The 19961-nt window shown below is 54.1% G+C and carries 15 protein-coding genes; 9 read left to right on the top strand and 6 right to left on the bottom strand.

The window, feature by feature from the left end; translation table 11 throughout:
* The first annotated feature begins 7 nt into the window (after window positions 1-7).
* From HS105_08595 to HS105_08555, 9 genes are all read left to right on the top strand, one after another.
* Entirely contained in the window at window positions 8-2902 is a 2895-nt protein-coding gene (locus HS105_08595; GenBank protein MBE7516648.1) for a 4Fe-4S dicluster domain-containing protein, read from the top strand.
* Window positions 2903-2911: 9 nt separating this feature from the next.
* A complete protein-coding gene (gene nrfD, locus HS105_08590) occupies window positions 2912-4339 on the top strand; it encodes a polysulfide reductase NrfD (protein MBE7516647.1) in 1428 nt (475 codons plus the stop codon).
* On the top strand, window positions 4326-4871 hold the full coding sequence (locus HS105_08585; protein MBE7516646.1) for a DUF3341 domain-containing protein: 546 nt from the start codon (window positions 4326-4328) through the stop codon (window positions 4869-4871). Before nrfD ends, HS105_08585 begins: the two co-directional genes overlap by 14 nt.
* On the top strand, window positions 4868-5434 hold the full coding sequence (locus HS105_08580) for a cytochrome c (GenBank protein ID MBE7516645.1): 567 nt from the start codon (window positions 4868-4870) through the stop codon (window positions 5432-5434). The genes HS105_08585 and HS105_08580 overlap by 4 nt, the downstream gene beginning before the upstream one ends.
* A 3-nt stretch (window positions 5435-5437) precedes the next feature.
* Window positions 5438-6628, top strand: coding sequence for a hypothetical protein (locus tag HS105_08575; GenBank protein ID MBE7516644.1), 1191 nt, complete (start codon window positions 5438-5440; stop codon window positions 6626-6628).
* Between the two features lie 272 nt (window positions 6629-6900).
* Window positions 6901-8178, top strand: a complete 1278-nt coding sequence (locus HS105_08570) for a hypothetical protein (GenBank protein ID MBE7516643.1) — start codon at window positions 6901-6903, stop codon at window positions 8176-8178.
* Window positions 8179-8192: 14 nt separating this feature from the next.
* Window positions 8193-10415, top strand: coding sequence for a hypothetical protein (locus HS105_08565; GenBank protein ID MBE7516642.1), 2223 nt, complete (start codon window positions 8193-8195; stop codon window positions 10413-10415).
* Between the two features lie 113 nt (window positions 10416-10528).
* Window positions 10529-12466 (top strand): exo-alpha-sialidase, encoded by a 1938-nt coding sequence (locus tag HS105_08560; GenBank protein MBE7516641.1) that lies wholly within the window; start codon window positions 10529-10531, stop codon window positions 12464-12466.
* An 11-nt stretch (window positions 12467-12477) separates the two neighbouring features.
* The gene (locus HS105_08555; GenBank protein MBE7516640.1) at window positions 12478-13002 is read left to right on the top strand and encodes a hypothetical protein; all 525 of its coding nucleotides are present in this window, start codon (window positions 12478-12480) and stop codon (window positions 13000-13002) included.
* Window positions 13003-13069: 67 nt separating this feature from the next.
* Here the strand turns inward: HS105_08555 and malQ are convergent, their stop codons facing one another.
* The 6 genes from malQ to HS105_08525 all read right to left on the bottom strand — a co-directional run bounded on the left by malQ (window position 13070) and on the right by HS105_08525 (window position 19686).
* A complete protein-coding gene (gene malQ, locus HS105_08550; GenBank protein MBE7516639.1) occupies window positions 13070-14593 on the bottom strand; it encodes a 4-alpha-glucanotransferase in 1524 nt (507 codons plus the stop codon).
* A 22-nt stretch (window positions 14594-14615) separates the two neighbouring features.
* Window positions 14616-15809 (bottom strand): VWA domain-containing protein, encoded by a 1194-nt coding sequence (locus tag HS105_08545; GenBank protein MBE7516638.1) that lies wholly within the window; start codon window positions 15807-15809, stop codon window positions 14616-14618.
* A 67-nt stretch (window positions 15810-15876) separates the two neighbouring features.
* Window positions 15877-16692 (bottom strand): ABC transporter permease, encoded by an 816-nt coding sequence (locus HS105_08540; protein MBE7516637.1) that lies wholly within the window; start codon window positions 16690-16692, stop codon window positions 15877-15879.
* Window positions 16693-16714: 22 nt separating this feature from the next.
* On the bottom strand, window positions 16715-17695 hold the full coding sequence (locus HS105_08535; protein MBE7516636.1) for an ABC transporter permease: 981 nt from the start codon (window positions 17693-17695) through the stop codon (window positions 16715-16717).
* Between the two features lie 37 nt (window positions 17696-17732).
* Window positions 17733-18443, bottom strand: coding sequence for a bifunctional demethylmenaquinone methyltransferase/2-methoxy-6-polyprenyl-1,4-benzoquinol methylase UbiE (ubiE, locus tag HS105_08530; GenBank protein ID MBE7516635.1), 711 nt, complete (start codon window positions 18441-18443; stop codon window positions 17733-17735).
* Between the two features lies 1 nt (window position 18444).
* A complete protein-coding gene (locus HS105_08525; protein MBE7516634.1) occupies window positions 18445-19686 on the bottom strand; it encodes an insulinase family protein in 1242 nt (413 codons plus the stop codon).
* Between the last annotated feature and the right edge of the window lie 275 nt (window positions 19687-19961).

The following is a 19961-nucleotide window of genomic DNA, read 5'->3' as shown; positions in this document are numbered from 1 at the left end:
GGTCAAAATGACGAACAAACTTTGGAAGCAGTTTATTGACGAAGATGAGTCCGGGATGCCGGATGTGTCGAAGGCCGGCGGCTTCTCGCGGCGGACCTTTTTGGAATTGCTCGGCTACACGACCGCAGGTCTGACGCTTGCGAGCTGCCGTGCTCCGGAGCAGAAGGTTATTCCGTTCGTTCATCAACCGCCCGAAATGACGCCGGGCGTCGCGAGTTGGTATGCATCGACATGCAGCGGGTGCAGCGCGGGCTGCGGCGTTCTTGTTAAGGTGCGTGACGGGCGTCCGATAAAGGTCGAAGGCAACCCCGAGAACCCGATCAACAAAGGCGGCCTTTGCCCCGTAGCCCACTCGCTCGTATTCGGGCTTTATGATTCTGAAAGGCTTCAAGGCCCGCGCATCGGTCAATCTGCGGCCGAATGGACACAGGTCGATATGCAGGTCGCCGATAAACTTGCCTCCGTAAAGGCCACGGGCGGCAAGGTCCGATTTCTGTCGCGGACGATCACCGGCCCGGCTTCAAAAGCAGCCATCGATAAGTTCCTTGCGCAGTTTCCCGGCTCTAAGCACATCGTATATGAGCCTGTCTCTTTTTCGGCTATCGCAGATGCTCATGAAAAGACGCACGGCGTACGGGCAGTTCCTAACTACGACCTCACAAAAGCGAAGATCATCGTAAATTTCGGTGCTGATTTTCTCGGTGGCTGGATATCACCGGCTCAATTTGCTCGTGACTATTCCACTGCGCGAGATCTCAAGGATGAGAAGAAGGAAATGCTGCGGCATATTCAGTTCGAGTCGCGTTATTCAATGACGGGAGCGAACGCCGATACAAGGGTCAAGATCTCGCCGAATGAGGAGGCTGAGGCGATATTGCTGCTTGCCAAGCTTACCGGGCAAGGCTCCTCTGCATTCGAGCCGTCGCACCTTTCACCGGCGACGAAAGCCGCGGTAGAGAAGTTTGCGGCTGAGTTACAAAAGGCCAAGGGCGGTTCGCTCGTGCTGTGCGGCAGCAATGATGCTGACATTCAGCAGGTAGTAAATTCGATCAACCAATCGCTGGGCAATTACGGCACCACGGTGCGTATTGATCGGCCTTCGATGCTCGGACAGAACCGTGACGACGAAATGAAGGCCCTTGTGGACGAAATGGCAGGCGGCGGTGTGGCGGCCTTGTTCATTCTGAACGCGAACCCTGCATACGATTATTTCGCGGCGTCTGAATTCAAGAATGCTCTTGCAAAGGTTCCTTTTAAGGTTACCTTCAATCCGATGCTTGACGAGACGGCATCCCTGGCCGATGTTGTTTGCCCGACACACCACTTCCTGGAAGCGTGGGATGAAGTTGAGAGCGTCAGCGGTATTTTCAGCATGAATCAGCCGGTGATCTCGCCGCTGTTCAAGACACGGGCGTATCAGGAGAGCCTTATGGCTTGGAGCGGCGACAACCGCACGTTCTATGATGCGTTGCGGGCTCGCTGGCAGACGGATCTTTTTCCGAAACAGAAGAAATACACGACATTCGACGAGTTCTGGGATCATTCAATCCAGGATGGTGTCTTTGTCCCCGAGGAAACTGCTCCTGCGCCGCCCGCATACAAAGCTGACAGTGTATCAGAGGCCTTTTCACGTATTGCCGCCCGCAAAGGCCAAGCCGGCGAGCTTACGCTGGCCCTCTACGAGAAGATAACGCTTCGCGACGGCAGGTTCGGCGGAAATCCTTGGCTGCACGAGATCCCGGACCCGATGAGCAAGACGACATGGGACAATTACGCGTGCGTTTCGCCGAAGACGGCCGAGTCCAAAGGCCTTTATGAGGGGCAGGTCGTACGGCTCAAGAAGGATTCCGCATCGGTGGAACTGCCGGTGCTTATTCAAAAAGGCCAGAGCGACGATGTTGTCGCCGTCGCTGTCGGCTACGGCCGGACGATGGCGGGTAAGGCAGGCACCGGCGTAGGCGGCAATGCTTATCCTTTCGTTAGTTTGGCGGGGGCGTCCTTTGCGTATTCGTCAAGCGGTGTAACGCTTGAGCCGACGGCCAACAGCATCGCACTTGCAAAGACGCAAACCGAAGATTCAACGCATGACAGGCCGCTCGTTGAACAATTTTCATTTGCTGAATATCTTGAAGGCAAAGCCGTAGAGCACGGCCACGAAGGGCAGCAGCTTTGGCCCCGCCATGAGTATCCCGACCATAAGTGGGGAATGGTCATCGACCTAAGTGCATGTATCGGCTGCAACGCCTGCGTACTGAGCTGTCAGGCTGAGAATAACATTCCGGTGGTCGGCAAGGATGAGGTCCGCCGCCGCCGCGAGATGCACTGGATGAGGATCGACCGTTACTACGAAGAGAAGGACGGTGAGACAAAAACGCTCTTCCAGCCGATCACTTGTCAGCAATGCGGCAACGCGTCGTGCGAGAGTGTCTGCCCTGTGCTTGCCACCGCCCACAGCAGCGAAGGCCTGAGTATGCAGGTCTATAACCGCTGTGTCGGTACGCGATATTGCAATAACAACTGTGCATTCAAGGTTCGCCGGTTCAATTGGTTCGATTACAAGCACGAGGATCGGCTCGCGAATCTTGCATTGAATCCGGACGTAACTGTGCGCACACGCGGCGTGATGGAGAAATGCTCTTTCTGCATACAGCGTATCGAAGAAGTTAAGATCCATTCCCGCAACGAGGGGCGTCCGATCAAGGATGGTGAGATACAAACGGCGTGCCAGCAGAGCTGTCCGGCGAACGCTATCTCATTCGGTGACGAGAAGGATCTGGCGAGCCGCGTCGTCAACTTGAAAAAACTCGGCAGGAATTATGTTTTACTGGAAGAACTGAACCTGAATCCTGCTCTTACATACCTTGCGAAGGTCCGAAATTCCGACACAGAGGGTGAGGCTTAATTAACGCATATGTCTGCATCTATTAGAGATATCGAACTATTTGAAGAGGACGTGACCGTTCCGGTGGGCAATGCGGGCGGGCTTCATCCCGTTTATTCGCCGCTGCGTGATCCGCTGGTTGAGGGCGACAAAACGATAGGTGACGTTACGGCCGATATCAGCGACCTCTTGGATGGCAAGCCCGGAAAAGGATGGTGGATCGCCTTTGCTTGCTCGCTGTTCTTGCTCCTGATCGGAACCGTTGCGGTCATTTACACAGTAACGGTAGGCATCGGCACTTGGGGGCTTAACCGCACCATTGGCTGGGCCTTCGATATCACGAATTTCGTCTTCTGGATCGGTATCGGGCACGCCGGCACGTTCATTTCGGCGATCCTTTTCCTTTTCAATCAAAAGTGGCGTACGTCGATCAACCGTTCAGCCGAAGCCATGACGCTCTTTGCTGTCATGTGTGCAGGATTGTTCCCGCTGATACATATGGGGCGCCCGTGGCTGTTCTTTTGGTTCGTACCGTATCCGAACACCAGAGGCCCGCTTTGGGTCAACTTCTACTCGCCGCTGCTGTGGGACTTCTTTGCCATTTCAACCTATTTTACGATCTCGGCAGTGTTTTGGTATCTCGGCCTCGTGCCTGACCTTGCAACGGTGCGCGACCGTGTGAAAACGAAATGGCGCCGTATCTTTTACGGGATCTTGAGTTTGGGCTGGACCGGATCGAACAAAGCATGGTCTCGATATGAGACCGTTTACGGCATACTTGCTGCCCTTGCGACGCCGCTCGTGCTCTCGGTCCACAGTATCGTCAGCTTCGACTTCGCAACATCGCTTATTCCGGGATGGCACTCAACGATCTTTCCGCCGTACTTTGTTGCCGGGGCCATTTTCTCCGGTTTTGCGATGGTGATGACACTGCTCATACCCGTGAGAAAGATCATGCACCTCGAGGCGTATATCACCATCAGCCATCTCGAGAATATGTGCAAGATCACGCTGCTGACCGGTTCGATCGTCGGCCTCGCCTATATCTCTGAGATATTTATCGGGTTCTACAGCGGCAATCCGAATGAGATCTTCTCGATCGTCAATCGTATGTTGGGGCCGTATGCGTGGGCATATTGGGTGATGTTCACCTGCAACGCTCTGATCCCGCAGTTGTTCTGGTTCAAGCGTGTTCGCACGACGGTGCCGATCATTTTTGCAATGACGATCTTCGTCAATATCGGAATGTGGTTCGAGCGTTTCGTGATCATTGTGCTGAGTCTGCATCGTGACTATCTGCCGTCGAGTTGGGCGATGTATGTGCCGACGCTGACCGAGATAGGCATCTTCATCGGGACGTTCGGTCTGTTCTTTACGTGTTTCCTGATCTTTATACGGGTATTTCCGGTGATCTCGATCGCTGAGATCAAGGGGGTTTTGCGATATGCGCGCCACTAGAAAGAATAAAGGCATAGTGCGTTACACAGTTGCCTATTTCGACAATGAAGATGATCTTGTCGATTGCATCCTGGAGGTTCGTAAACAGGGAGCCGAGATCTATGACGTGTTCACGCCGTATCCGGTACATGGCTTGGATCTTGCAACCGGTGAGCGGCCGACAAAACTGACCTGGGTCATATTCGCAGGCGGCGTTCTGGGGCTACTTACGGCGATCGGAATGCAGATGTATGTTTTCGATTACGATTGGCCGGTCAATCTTGCCGGCAAGCCCTTTGCAGGATATCCGCTTTTCGTGCCGATAAGTTTTGAGCTGACGGTGCTGTTCTCGGGTCTGACCGCTGTTTTTGCGTTCTTTGCCAACCGCCGGCTCTATCCGTTCAGTAAGCGGACGGCGCTGCCGGGAGTTACGGATGATAAATTCGCTCTGGTCGTAGAGCAGTCAAATGCTGCATTTGACTACACGGATACGCTGAAGATATTGCGAAGCTTCGATCCGCTTGAGATCGTTGAGGGGGCTGATCTTGTATGAAGACGAAGTTGGCTGTAGTATTTTTCATCCTGCTTCCCGTGGTGGTTCTCGGCAGTCTTTACGGCTTGAGCCGCGATTTCTCAGAGAGAAATCGCGAGGTGCCGACGCAGATGCAGTATTCACCTGCATCGCTCTCATATACTGAGAACCCGATCCTTCCGGAGGATATGACCTTGCAGACGCCTCCTTCGGGAACGGTGCGTCGAGGATTTTTGCCGCTCCATTATCAGGCAACGCCGGAGGATGAAGCCCGTGCGGGGAAAGAACTCGTCAATCCATTCCAGCCTACGCCTGAGAACATCGCGCGCGGAAAATATATCTATACGAACACTTGTGCCGTCTGTCATGGAACGACAGGGGTCGGGGACGGGCCGATCGCAGCAAAATATATGCCTCCGACGTCATATAAGGCTCCTGCATCGATCGCACTGCCGGATGGGGCCATGTTCCACATCATTACTTACGGACGCAACAACGGCAATATGCCGCCGCACGCAGCTCAAGTGCTTCCGGATGACCGCTGGAAGGTGATCCTTTATATCAGAACTTTGCAGAAACAGTGACCTATGAAAGACGTGCCATTCTTCAGTAAGCGTGATAAGGCGATCCTCATAGCCCTATTCATTGTCGGCGTAGTGGTTGCCGCTACTCTCGGCTCTCATTTTTGGCAAAGCTACCTTGTCAACGCATTGTTCGTTATGACATTTGCACTTGGGGCAGCGGTCTTTATCGCGGTGCATTATGTGTCGAACTCAGGCTGGACGAGTGTACTGCGGCGTGTGCCCGAGGCATTGATGAGCTATGTGCCGGTCGGGGCTTTAACGCTGCTTGTCGTTTTTTTCGGCAGGCATGAGATCTACAAGTGGACCAACGAAAGGTATATCGAACACGGCCCAACCTATGCTTTCAAAGATACATGGCTGACGCCGGGTTTCTTCTTTGCCCGAATGTTCATTTATCTCCTGATCTGGACGGTTTTCGTCTATATCATCCGCTATATGTCAACGCGGCAGGACGGCGACGGTTCACCCGATCACACAGCCTCGGCAAAACGTTATTCGGCGCTGTTCCTGGTGATCTTCGGCGTCACATATTCGCTCGCTTCATTTGACTGGATAATGTCGATCGAGCCGCTATTCTACAGCACGATCTTCGGGTTCTACTTGATCGCGGGCACTTTGCTTTCAGGCGTCTCTGCGATCACATTCTTCATCATTTTTCTGCAGCGTTACGGTATCCTGAAGGAAATCGGCGGGAAGCATCTGCATAAGCTTGGGGTTATCGTGCTCGGCTACGCGACCTTTTGGGCATATATCTGGATCAGCCAATACCTCCTGATCTATTATGCGAACCTGCCCGAGGAGACGATCTACTATTTCCGGCAGACCTCCGGGCGAGGTTGGTTCGCATTTTTCATCGTAAACCTGTTTTTGAACTGGATCATACCCTTCATCATGCTTCTGCCGAAGCGCGTGAAGTTCAACAAGACGTGGCTGCTGACCGCTTGCACTATCGTACTCGTCGGCCGCTGGCTGGATATGTATGTTATGGTGATGCCGCCGTTCTCAGCGACACCGGCGATCGGTATTGCTGACATCGCGTTGCTCATTGCTTTCGTTGCACTGTTCCTGTTCATGTTCGTCAGAAATCTTTCAGCCAAGAACCTCGTGCCGATCAGGGATCCGTATCTTGCTGAGAGCCTTTGGCACGAGGACCTCGGACCTGATTGGCAAGAACCTGCGGCGGAACGGGGTTGACAGCAACGCAACCCGAGGGTCTAAACAGGGCACCCTAAAGGCTTTCCCCTAGAGCCTTACCCTCCGAGCCCTGAACAGAAGCATTTGTCGGAGCAGCCTTCGCCGACAAATGCTTTCTGTTTTATAGGCGTACACGACGTTCATATTCAGGATTTCTGATATGCCGTTCTAAAAAAGATCGTTTTTGCCGTTGAAATACCTTGACTACACGAAAATAGCGCGAGCATAATATCCGTGCCCGTAAATTATTCAGTTCTTTGGAGTTATTGGCTATGAAAGAGATCATTTGTGCGACCCTCATTTTCATTTTTACTTCAATTTCAGTTCTTGCCGATTGGACGCTCTCACAAAAGATATCGCAGGGTGGTTCAAAAATGGGGATGATCACGACGATCTATCTTAAAGGCGTGAGACAGCGGACCGAGATGAAGATTGATCTTGACCCCCAGACCGCTGCGGCGATGAGCCAGATGGGCTCGATGGCGTCGCAGATGATGCCGGAGACGCCGATCGTGGTCCAGCAGTGCGATCTGAAGCAGGATCTTTACTTAAGTGACCGCAACAAGCAGTACTTCATCGATTACTACGATTGGTCGTCCGCACCGCCGGAGAAGCTTGCACGCCGCGGCAATCAAAAGATCACGTTCAAGGGAACGATGACGATCGACTCGTGGGTCGTCGATTCCGGCAAGCGGCAGAAGATGTTCGGCCTTGACGCGAAGTGGCTCAAGTGGACGCAGACGATCGAAACCTCGCCGGACGCGTGCCAACCGTCCGAACCAATGAAAATGGAGTTCGAAGGCTGGTTCGTACAGCTAACTGTTGAGACCCAATCGTGTCCGATAAATCGTCCGCCTCCCGTTAGCGGCGGCTGTATGCCGAAGACGGTCTTCAAGCGCCTTGCCAATCCGGGCTTTATGCTCACAGGCACGAGAAAATCCTATCTCAGCGGCAAACTTACTGACACTTCGACGGTCGAGACGCTCGAGCTATCGAAAGCGACACTCGCACAAGCACTCTTTGATGTGCCGATAAGCCCTTGGATCGAGGTCGAATCGATGGAGGCCCTGACGAAGCGTCAAACGAAGATCGACACGTCCGCAAAGACGGTCTTTTCCGACGGCACCAAGTCCCAAAAGACCATCGCTATCGACTACTTTTCGGGCAGTGTGAATAAGGTCGATCAGGACGATCTGCGAAACTACCTCTCAACGAAGGTCAGTTCAATTGGAATGAGCGGGCTTCTTGTCTCATCATCGTCAGATATTGCCGTCGGTAATTTTGCGAATGTTATCGGTGTCGAGATCAAAAAGATCAAGGAATCAGGCGGTGCGAAGATCGGCGGGCTGTTCGGCAAAATTACCGGTTCATCGGATATGGCAAAAGCCGGGACGTCGTCCGCTGAGATCGTTGTCACGCTTTACGGCAAGGACGGCAAGACGGCCATCATTTCCTCGCCGGCAACTGCTGAGGTAAAAGGTTCGGCGAACGACGCGGTAAAGGCGGCGATCGACCAAGTGATCGGCGGTGTCTTAGCAAAGGCGAAATAGCAAGAGGGAGGAATATGAAAGGCTTATCCGCATCAATGCTTCTAATATTGGTGTTTGCCCTCGCTGTGGTCGGACAACCGCAGCGCCGCACAGGGCCGCCGATAGTCAACGGGCCGGCACCGACATCCAAAGTCAAGGTCGTGCCCTCGAATGACCCGCTTAACGATTTCGCAAAGAAAGGGTTGCCGCGAGAGTACGTTTTCGGCGGCGATCCCGACGCTGCACTTGCAAAAAAGGCTGCGGCGATGATCCTAAAGGATGACGAAAATTCGCTTTCGGCACTCATCGGCGCATTGCTCATCTCGGGATACCACATCATCGACGAGAAGCAAAAGATCCTCTACAAGCCGGAGCATCCGAACGGCACCGCATTCTTCGATTATGAAGTTGCGGGGATGCTGCGTTCGAGCAATATGGGGTTTGCGACGAGCATCGAGAAGATGGCAACGGTCATCAAGGGCAATTCGACGGTGCTGAAGAATGTCGATATCGCGGGCGGAATGGTACGCGACATCAGGGCGTCGAGAACCTCGAAATTCGTGCCGAATAAGTTCCTCGCCGAGCTGATCTTCGCACTCGGAAAGGATATTTCCACGCCGCAGTCCCCGATCAATATGATGCAGGCGTCGCTCATCGAACGCCGTTACCTCGGCGATCTCGTAACGGCGTACGAAGAAGCGTCGGGCGGAATGTCGTTCTTTGAGAAGGCCCCAAGACCGAACGATCTGGGCGTGATGTACATGAACGCGGGCTACGACCGTGTCGGGATGATCCTCGGCAGACGCAGTCCGATGTCGGATGATTCCCCGTGCCCGACGATAGATACGGCCGCCGAAGCTCAGGGGTATAAGAAAAAAGGGGAGAAGATCCTGAAGATGTTCGGCATCGAGCATCCGGGAAAGGCTGCTCTCGATGAGTATTTCAAGGATGCCGCGAGCGGAGTCGAGAAGGCGAACATGATCATGTCGTATTTGAAGCTGATCGCCGCAAATCTTTTTATCGAGATCGAGGTCGATGTCCCGAACGCACCGATCGTGCGAACGAAGAGCAACCAGTATATAGACCGCGGAGAAGAGCGCACGGTGACCGCGACCTTCAAGCGATACTTTCCGAATTCAGCTCAGATCAACTGCGTCGCAAAGGTCATCAAGATGGCTACGGGTGCTGAACTGGACGTACCGGAAGAAGGTGTCCTTAAGGACGTTCCCGTAAAGTGGGTACCACGCGACCGCGCGGAGAATTCGCCCTTGTATATGGATTCGACGGATCGAAATAACCTGGATCTGTCGAAACAAATGACCGATAGCCAAGGTCAAAATAAGGTCAAGGCGACCGGCAAAGAGCAGCGGAAGGATCTGCGCAAGATCGCCGTTACGCCCGTGCCGAAGAAAGATCGTTGGTCGCTCTCGGTCGCGACCGAAAAAATGGACGCCGAGAAAGATATACCGAAGATCCTTTGGGGGTCACTCGACCTAAAGAATGGCGGCATCGTGGGATATTTGATCGGCGTCATCCCCGACATACTTGCGAAAATGGCGTTGAAGACGGTCAGCGTCAACATTCCCGTGAAGGATTGGGAACCGTGCAGCGAAGATTGGGGCGGCACTGTCAGTTATACGCGCGATCTGCGAAAAACGGTGGTCGTAAAATCCGCCAGAACGCCCGGTATGAACTCGGCGGGCGACGGCGTCAAAACGACCGATATTCATGAGGACGTTCAGGTCACGCTCAACCCGCGAACTCCCGAAGAGGTGGCCGCAAAAGTGCCGAAAAAACAGGCCACGTTCGACGTTTACGGCTACTACACGACGAAATTCGAGGGCAGACGCGAGAACGATCCATGTTGCGGCAAGGAGGAAGGCAACTTTACAACGGCGTTCGTCTCGGGGACGGACGTAACGTTTCAGAAGGCGAGCTATCCATACGCATTCGGAATGTCGTTCTCCGGCGGTGATTCTGACTATCAGCTCGGCTTTATGCTTGACACCGGGCCGATCCCGTCGAAGGTACACGATTACGAACGCGTGGATCAGACGACCTGCGACCTTGAAAAAGGACACGACGATAATCGCGAGAGTACCGTTTGGATACATTCGGCGCTTTCTGCGGGCCGCTACCCGACCATGTATCTGAACGACGGTGTCGAACTCGTCGGCAGCAAGACACTTCAGGACGCGGACGGCTCGACGATCACGTGGGAATGGGAACTTTCGCGTTGTAAACAGCCGCGGCGATGAATTCATTCGAAGGCCTGCCGGCATAGATGCGGAGCGGGACGCTCCGTATCAGCCGCTCCCGATCAATACTGCGCCCAATTGTCTCTAAATATCATTACTGAGGTAAATGTTTTATGAAGCGATCATACTTTGTGCTTGCACTCCTTCTATTACTTACAACATTTGGTTCCGGACAAACAGGAACCCTTGCACCGGCCCCTGTACCCTTTATCTATCAGGGGAAGTTAACACTTGCGAACGGAGACCCGGCAACGGGCAACTTCGATATGATCATCCAGATCTACGGTGTCGCTTCGGGCGGAACCCCGCTCGCGGAAGTTGACCTTACAGACGTTACATTGGCTAACGGCGTCTTTTCGGCACCTATCAACTTACCCGGCGATCTCTTCAGCACGACGCCTACGACATATCTTGACCTGCAGGTGAGTCCCGCAGGAGCGAACACCTATACGCAGCTCTCACCGAGGCTGCTGATCGGTGCGACGCCGTATGCACAGGCTCTGAGCTGCGTAGCCTGCGTCAACAGTGACCAGATCATCTCGATAGATGGATCGAAGGTTACGGGCACTGTCGCGAACGCTTCGAATGCGGCGACCGCCACATCCGCGACATCCGCATATTCCGTTACCGGCGTCGTCGGTATCGCGAACGGCGGAACGGGCAGCAATGTTAAGAATTTTGTCGATCTCTCTACTACGCAGTCGATCGCGGGCGATAAGACGTTTACCGGTGTTTTGAGCGGCAACGGTTCGGGGCTAGTGAATGTGCCGGGAACGGTCAAGTGGAATGTGAGTTCGTCGGGGCCGGTTCAGGCACTGCCGAACAACGGATACATTCTCACGAATACTGCCGCCTCAACGGTCACGCTTCCTGCTTCACCTGCGGTCGGTGATGTCGTTCGCGTTGTCGAAAAAGGCACTGGCGGCTTCACGCTCGCGATGAACTCGGGGCAGTCGATTCTGGATTGGGCAACAACACACCAAGAGACGATCTGGACGCGTCAGTACAGCGTCACTGCTTCGACCGACACGAACGTGTGGACCGCAATTGCATCATCCGCAGACGGCACAAAGCTCGCTGCCGTAGAATATCCCGGATATATTGCGATCTCTCAAAATGCCGGGCAAACCTGGAGCCTACCGCTGCCGGATGACATCCGCAACTACACTTCTATCGCTTCGTCGAGCGACGGAACCAAATTGATCGCAAGCGTTGAGGACGGTTTTCTATACACCTCGGCAGATTCAGGAGCGACCTGGACGGCCAGGTTTGCCGACTCGAACAAGTATTGGAATTCAGTTGCCTCATCCGCCGACGGTACCAAGCTGGTCGCCGCCGACAATCACGACATTTATACATCGTCAAACTCCGGCGTTTCTTGGACGTCCCGAATGAGCCCTAATTCGTACTCCCGCGTCGCTTCATCGGCTGACGGAACCAAGCTGATCGCCGCTGTGCTTAACGGACACGTCCATACATCGACTGATTCCGGCGTAACGTGGGTTGACAGGCTCAGCTCAACTGGTAGTAACCAGTGGCAGTCCGTCGCCTCTAGTGCGGACGGCTCAAAGCTCGTAGCGGTCGAAAATCCGGGCAAGGTTTGGGTGTCGTCCAATTCCGGCGCAACTTGGACGGCGAATACACTGGGACCGTCGGGGAACAATACAGCGTGGAACGGCGTCTCGATGTCGTCGGATGGAATGAGGATAGCGGTAACTGCGGGCGGCGTGGTCGGCGGAGCTGGCGGACTGGTTGTGATCTCGTACGACGGAGGCACGAGCTGGACACCGACCGGTGTCGGGACCGTATGGTCTGCCGTTGCCGTAGCCGGAAATGGCAGCCGAATGTCCGCTGCCATGATCGACAACAACCACAACAAGCTTTATTCGGGCCCGATCCAGACAACAACGATCGTTGATTCGATCTCAGGCGTGAAAGATTCATCGGTCGAACTGGTTTATATCGGGTCGAATCAATTCGTGATGGTAACGTCGAACAATATGACGCTCGTGCCGCATACATATCGCGGAACGCCGACATCGACGAGGTAAAAGGAGACGAAATGTTCAAAGCTCTGATAGCAACACTCTGTATTTCTGTCGCACTCGTTGCCGTGTCTAATGCTCAGTCGTCGCCGACCGCAACGACGGGTTCGCCATACGTTCTTCAAAAACAGGTGATCGCGAGCGGCGGCGGAACAATGACGTCTGCGACCTACTCGGTTTCGAGTACGATCTCTCAGCCGACAGCGGGGATCCAGGAATCGGCACCGGGCTACTCGGCTTTTGTCGGATTCTGGGTGCCTGATCCGCTGTCATCCACTGCCGGCTTGGCGACCATTAGCGGACGGGTTGTTACGCAAACAGGACAGGGAATTTCGTTGTCGAGATTGACGCTTACCGATATGGAAGGACACGGCGTAAGCATAAGGCCGAGTTCGATGGGGTATTTTCGATTTGAGAATGTTGAATCAGGACGATCATACGTTCTCAGCATTGCGTCAAAACAATATAGTTTCGCACCGCAGGCGATCCTGATAGACGTTGGCGCCGATGTGACCGACGTTATCTTTACGGCGTTGCAATAGGTTGCCGGTTAAGTTGATGATCCCAAGGTCGAAGGGCTGTTCGTTCTGAGCCGGTGTGTTTTGCCGTTCAAATTACCGCTCTGCCGTACAGTTCTGTCAGTTCTTTAAGCCGCGTTATAATCTCCGGGGTAATGGCGTCTTTTCTTAGGCGCCATTCCCAATTGCCGTTCTTTGACCCAGGAATATTCATTCGGGCCTCGTTTCCCAGCCCGAGAATATCTTGTACGGGTACGATCGCGGTGTCCGCAACCGAGGCCCACAAGGAGCGGATCATATCCCAGTGGATATCTGCGCCGTCCGAGTGCAGATATGCAAGCGTATGTTCGTATGTGCTGTCAGCACCCGAACCGCCGTCAGCCCCATCCGAGTGCGATCTGAACCAACCAACCGCCGTATCGTTATCATGTGTGCCGGTATAGGCGACACAGTTCCTTACGTAGTTGTGCGGCAAGCCAAGATCCTTTGCATCGCCGCCAAAGCCGTACTGGAGGATTCGCATACCGGGAAAGGCGAATTCGTCGCGAAGTGCCTCCACGTCCGGCGTAATGAAGCCGAGATCCTCCGCGATGAACGGCAGGGCCGGGAATATCTTCTCAAATACACTGAAGAGTTCTTTGCCGGGTGTGTGAACCCATTTACCGTTCTCGGCCGTTACATCGCCGGCGGGTATCTCCCACGCCGCCGCAAAGCCTCGGAAATGGTCTATCCGCACAATATCAACCATCTGGAGCGTTGCAAATACACGGGCCGCCCACCAACTGAAACCGCTTTTCTGCATCGCGTCCCAGTCGTAGATCGGATTGCCCCATAACTGTCCGCTGCTCGAGAAATAATCGGGCGGCACTCCGGCAACAACCTTTGGCGAACCGTCAGGTTCAAGCTTGAATTGGTCGCGATTGCACCATACGTCTGCCGAGTCGAGCGCAACAAAGATCGGCATATCACCGATGATCTTTACGCCGTGGATATGGGCGTACGCTCTGAGAGCGAACCATTGCCGAAAAAAGAGAAATTGATAGAACTTTTGGGCCTCGAGCGCTTCCTTGTTCGCATCAACAAAAGCCTGCAGGGCGGCCGGTTCGCGAAGCTTTAAGGGTTCCGGCCATTCGTTCCATGGCTTTTGGCCAAATAACGATCTGATCACTTGAAATGCCGCGTAATCATCGAGCCAAAAGCTGTTATCGTGAACAAAGGCCTCGAACGCGTGGCGGATGCCGCTGTCAGGAAGGTCCCGGAAATTGTAGTAGGCCTTTGAAAGGACTTGTCCTTTGAATTTGAGTGCGGCATCAAAATCGACCTTGTCTGCTGTATATTGCGCCGTGTCGCTTAGGTCGGATCCGTCGAGCAGGCCGTCATCAACAAGCCTTTCCGGCGATATCAAGAGAGTATTTCCCGCAAACGCCGAGAAGCACTGATACGGCGAATTTCCCTCACCTGTCGGGCCGAGCGGCAGCATTTGCCAATACATTTGACCCGCAGCGTCAAGCAGATCGACAAAGCGAAATGCGGCGTCACCGACATCACCTATGCCAAATCGATTCGGCAGCGATGTCGGGTGAAGCAGCAACCCGGAAGCTCTCGGAAAGGTCATTTGTTACGGTGCGGCCGATCTCCTATTTTGACGGCGACGGCGACGGTTTTGCCTGAGTTGCTCCGACGATATAGCTGTCGCGTGAACGGACGACCAAATTCGGCCTCCGAACGCGTACACGGATCTGCTTTCGCTGGCCGGCGCGTCCTTCTTCTTTCGGAATATAGCCGATGTTATATTGTCGCCTGAGCTCTTCCGCGATGCCTTCGAACGCCCTCTGAAGGCCACCCGGCGTTGCTTCGGGGCGAAAGACGCGCCCGCCGGTATAGGTAGCAAGGTCTTCCAGATATTTGCGGCCGAGTGCGTATTCTTCGGCTGATTGGCCGCGAGCAGAGCGGCCCAGAATATTCGGCCAAGGCAGGCCGATGCTGCCGCTATTCAGCGGCTGTTGCCCGAAAGTATTGTAATAGATCGGAAAGATCGGTGCGTCGGCCTCCTCGGCAATGTCCAGGCTGCTTTCGTAGGTAGCTTTGCGTGATGTAGTGTCAACGCCGTCGGTGAAAAGGACCACCGCCTTCCGGCCTTCGATCTTGCCCAGCCTCTTCCGCAGCGTTTGATCGACCGCATCATAGAGTGACGTGCCGTTGCCGAAGCTTGCCTTCTTGATCGCCTTGTAAATACGTGATCTGTCCGTCGTGACGTCAGTAAGGACATGAACGCTGCCTGCGAACTCGATGACAATGACGCTGTCAACGGGTTTAAGGTTATCTACGAACGCGATGGCTGCATTCTGTATGTCATCGATCCGGTATTCGGTCGATGGGCTGGTGTCAAGCAGAAGGACAATGGTGAACGGCTTATCAGTGGTAGCGAAGTAGGCGATCTCTTGCTCAACCCCATCCTCGAAAATGCTGAAGTCATCCTCGTCGAGGCCCGACACATAAAGGCCGTTCCGGTCAAAGACCGAGACAGGGATGGTTATCAGATCCGTTTCGACCTTTACAATGTCATCGTCGCCGCCCGCCGTCGCCGCAGTTGTCGGCGTCGGAGTGCCCGTAGCGTCGCCAATACCGGGAAATTTATCCGCCGCGGAGCGACGCCGCGGCGGATTCGGCTTTGATTCGGAATACTGCGGCTGCGCAGGCTTTACAACAGTCGGCGTAGGCGTCGGGGTCGGTACTGTCCGGCGCCCTGATTGAGCCGATATCTCGCCCGCTGCTGCAAGAAGCAAGCAAAACACGGGAACGAGCGACAGACATATTCGATAGCGGTTCATTAGCGTTTTGATGCGGGAAAACAAAAAATGTTCGCCGGCCTCCATTGCCTTACAGCATAAATCCACATCATCTTGCACGCTGCTTCGGGTCGAGGTATTCACGAAGTCCGTCACCGATGAAATTGAATGCAAGCACCGTCAACGCGATCGCAACTGCGGGAAAGAACATCACGTGCGGGGCGATAGCAAGAATATCAAATCCTCTCGACTCGTCGATCATCGTTCCCCAGCTTGGCGCCGGCGGCGGAATTCCAAGGCCCAAAAAAGACAGCGACGCCTCGGACAGCACTGCTCCTGCCATTGCCAATGATGCCTGCACGATCAGCGGTTGGATCGAATTCGGCAGAATATGCGTGAATAGTATCCGCATATCTCCCGCACCAAGTGCACGCGCCGCCTGCACAAAATCATATTCCCGAACCTTTAGCACCTGCCCCCGCATAACTCGTGCATACCCGACCCACCCGATAATGCAGAGTGCGAGGATCAGCTTGCCGAGGCCCGCACCAAGGAAGGCCACGAGTGCGATCGCAAGGAGAAGGCCGGGAAACGCCAGAAACACGTTGAATACATAGCCCGACAAGATGCGGTCAACGATGCCGCCGTAGTATCCGGCGACAGCGCCGATCAGCACACCGACGATGCCGGAAACGAGCACTACCGTGATCCCGACCTCAAGTGAGATCCGTGCCCCGTAAACAACGCGGGAAAACAGATCGCGGCCCAGCGCGTCCGTACCGAACCAATGAGCCGCGCTCATCGGTGCATAGCGGAGGTCGAGGTTCTGAAGCGTCGGGTCATGCGTTGCGATGAACGGAGCAAAGATCGCCGCAAGAATGAACAATCCGGCGATAATGATCCCAATGTACGCAAGTCTCGGCATATCAACATTCAGAATAATTGGCCTAACTCAACCTGATCCTGGGGTCGAGCTTGCTGTAAACAAGATCGGTGAGCGTATTTGCGATTATAAACGTAACGCTTATTACAAGCACACAACCCTGGACGAGCCTATAATCGCGCTTGCCGATACCGTCATCGAGGAGCAAAAGGCCGAGGCCCTGCCAATTGAATATCTTTTCGGTGATTATTGAGCCCGCGAGCAGCACGCCAAGCTGGAGTCCCAGGATTGTAACGACCGGAATGAGGCCGTTCTTTAGGACGTGCTTAAGAAGCACGACGCGTTCGCTCAGTCCTTTTGCTCGAGCGGTGCGCACGTAATCTTCGCCAAGCTCTTCGATCACGCTCGAACGGATCATTCGAGTAAGTATCGCTGAAAGGGCCGCACCGAGCGTAACGGCCGGCAGCACAATGTCCTCAGCATACGCACTGCCGGTAGCCGCGAACCACCCAAGCTTGACCGAGAAAATGTAAACGAGGAACGGGCCTATCACGAAGGTCGGCAGTGAAATGCCCAAAAGGGCGATGAACGACGCAAGGTTGTCGATGATCGAATTCTTATGAGCGCCGGCTAATACACCAAGCGGCAGAGCAAGCCCGACAGCCACCAGCATCGCCGCGATCGCAAGTATTATCGTGAGCGGATAGCGTTCGACGATCATATCGAACACCGGCCGATCCGTTCTGAAAGATCGGCCCAGATCACCCGTCATCAATCCTCGCCAATAATCGAGATAGCGGTTATCAGTGCCGTTCCACCTGAAGCCCTGTTCTTTGTCGTACGAAAAGAAAAACGCAGGGCGGTCAAGCCCGTGCTTTTCGTTGAACAAGCGGATCTGCTCATACGTCGCCGTCTCGCCGAGTATCACGGTCGCAGGATCGCCCGGCACGATCTCTATAAGTAGTGTTACGAGCGATACGACCGTCCAAATGACGAGAAGCATTAACGCGAGCTGTCGAATGAAACTGATCAGCCGATATTTCATCAAGCCAAGGCGCGAAGCAAAATGATTTTACCAAACTTCAGGCCTTTGTGCCCGTATGAACGGCAGCGATGCCGCCTGTGAGATCAACGTAGTTGACATCGGAAAAGCCGCACTGCCCGACAAGTTCAGCGAGCGCCTGCTGGTCGGGAAATTTCGAGACCGAATCCGGCAGATATTCGTACGCACTTCGCGAACGGCTCACGGCACCGCCGATCCGCGGCAGGATGTGTGAAAAATAGAAGTTGAACATCGCGCCAAAACCCGGGAGCCATGTCTTTGAGAATTCGAGGATCACCAGACGGCCTCCGGGCCTGAGTATGCGGTGCATTTCTCTCAGCCCGTTCGCAAAATTTGGCAAATTTCGAAGCCCGAATGCGATCGTGACCGCATCGAAAGTGTTGTCAGCGAAAGGGAGAGCCATCGCGTCTGCCTCTACAAGGGCCACTTTTGGCAGCTTTTTTGCGGCGATCTCAAGCATCGGGCGGCAAAAATCGGTTCCGGTTACGGCCGCGTTGCCTTTGGATGCAAGCTCGATCGCAAGGTCGCCGGTTCCGCACGCGATATCGAGGATATCTGCGTCAGGGTTCGCGAGGATATCCTTCAAGATCGCAGAAACACGCCGCCGCCAACGCTTATCGATATTGAGCGAAAGCGTATGATTCAGCAGATCGTAGCGGTTAGCGATACCGGCGAACATATCGTGGATCGCCGCGCGCTGGGCCTTCTCTTTTTCGGAGAGCACTTGCAAATCAGTTGCCGCCTTTTACGATGACCGCTGCGACAGGTTCCTTCGCGACACGATCAGCGACCGCCCTGACATCTGCGAACGTAACGGCATCAGCGATCTTTGCCTGCGATGCTGCATCACCGGTTTTGAACGTATCGGAATCGAGCCACAGTGTTGCCGCGTCGTTCTTAGCCCATTCTTTTCGGAATTCATCCCTTGCCGCCGCAATTTCGGTATCCGTGATCGGTGCCGAAAGGAGGTCTTTAATAAAGTTCGTCATGTCGAGGCTGCTGTCTGCGATCCCGGCATTTGGCATTGTAAAACCAAGAAAGAACGCTCCGGGAAGCACATGAGGCTGCATTTCCGCGAATACTCGTTCAATTTTCGATCGTCCCGAGCGGGCTTCTGTCCGTTCCTTCATAATTCGGGCGAGAACCATCGCCGGGCCAAAGTCCTTATCCGATCGGCTGACCCCACGCAAACCATAGCGAACAAATTGGTTAGAGGCTCCCGCGACAGTAACGGTCTGCACCTCTTTCGGCGGATCGTCGGGCTGTTTGAAGGTTGGCGGCACGGTCTTGTCTGCCTTCGCCCATGACCCGAAGAGCCTTCTCGACGCTTTAACTGCAAATGAAGGGTCAAAATTGCCGCTTATCGCGAGTGTTGAATTATCCGCCGTCAGAAAGCGTAGTTTGGCATTGATCAGGTCTGCAAAGTCTATCTTCGCGATCGACTCGGGGCTGCCGTTCATCGGCCTGCCGTATGGAAAAGTGCCGAAAAGCCGTTTTCTCAGCTCGGCATCTGCAATTTTTGCCGGATCGGCCGCGGCGGCCGATACCTCGGCCGTGAGTTCCTGTTTCAGTTTGGATGTTACTTCTTTGTCGATGGACTGTGAGGAAACGGCGGCAGCTACCGTTTCAAGCAGCTGCAGAAGCGTATCAGACCGCCCTGAAGCATCGATCTCGATATAGTCGTAATTTGTGACGACATCAAGGCCGCCGCCGAGTTCGTCGCGAAAGTACTCCCGAGCTGCTTGGTTCGGAAAGATGCTGTCGGCTGTCAACCGCATAACCCCTTCTTTTCCTTGAGGATCGAAAGCCGCACCCGAATTTATTCGGAGGCGGATCGAAACATCCTTCGCGTTATAATCGCGCCACATCAGGATCTTAAGTCCGTTCAGGAGCCTCTCCTGACGCGGCTGAGCCGCAGCGGAGGCCCCAAAAATAAAGGCCCCGAAGATCACTGCGAAAGCGATAAGTTTCAAATCGAACAGATAGTGGACTTTCATCGTAATTAAAGCGGAATTCGTGTGCAGCCGGACATTTAGTTGCATTATAAGCGGTAATTGTTGTAAACACGCGAAAAATCCTTTGAATTATGACGCGGGAACTAAATTGAGATTCTAGTAACAGGCAGGCATCGCGTCAAACGTATGGCGCATCTATCAGTGCAGGAGCGGGCATTGCTTCACGCGTGTCCGCATAGCGTTTCACATTGCTTAACATACGTTAACGATTGGCGTTATAATCACACGGCATG

It is taken from the genome of Chloracidobacterium sp., assembly GCA_015075585.1.
Lineage (GTDB): Bacteria > Acidobacteriota > Blastocatellia > Pyrinomonadales > Pyrinomonadaceae > OLB17.
Note: the sequence above shows the minus strand (reverse complement) of the source record. Positions and strands in the feature narration are given on the sequence as shown.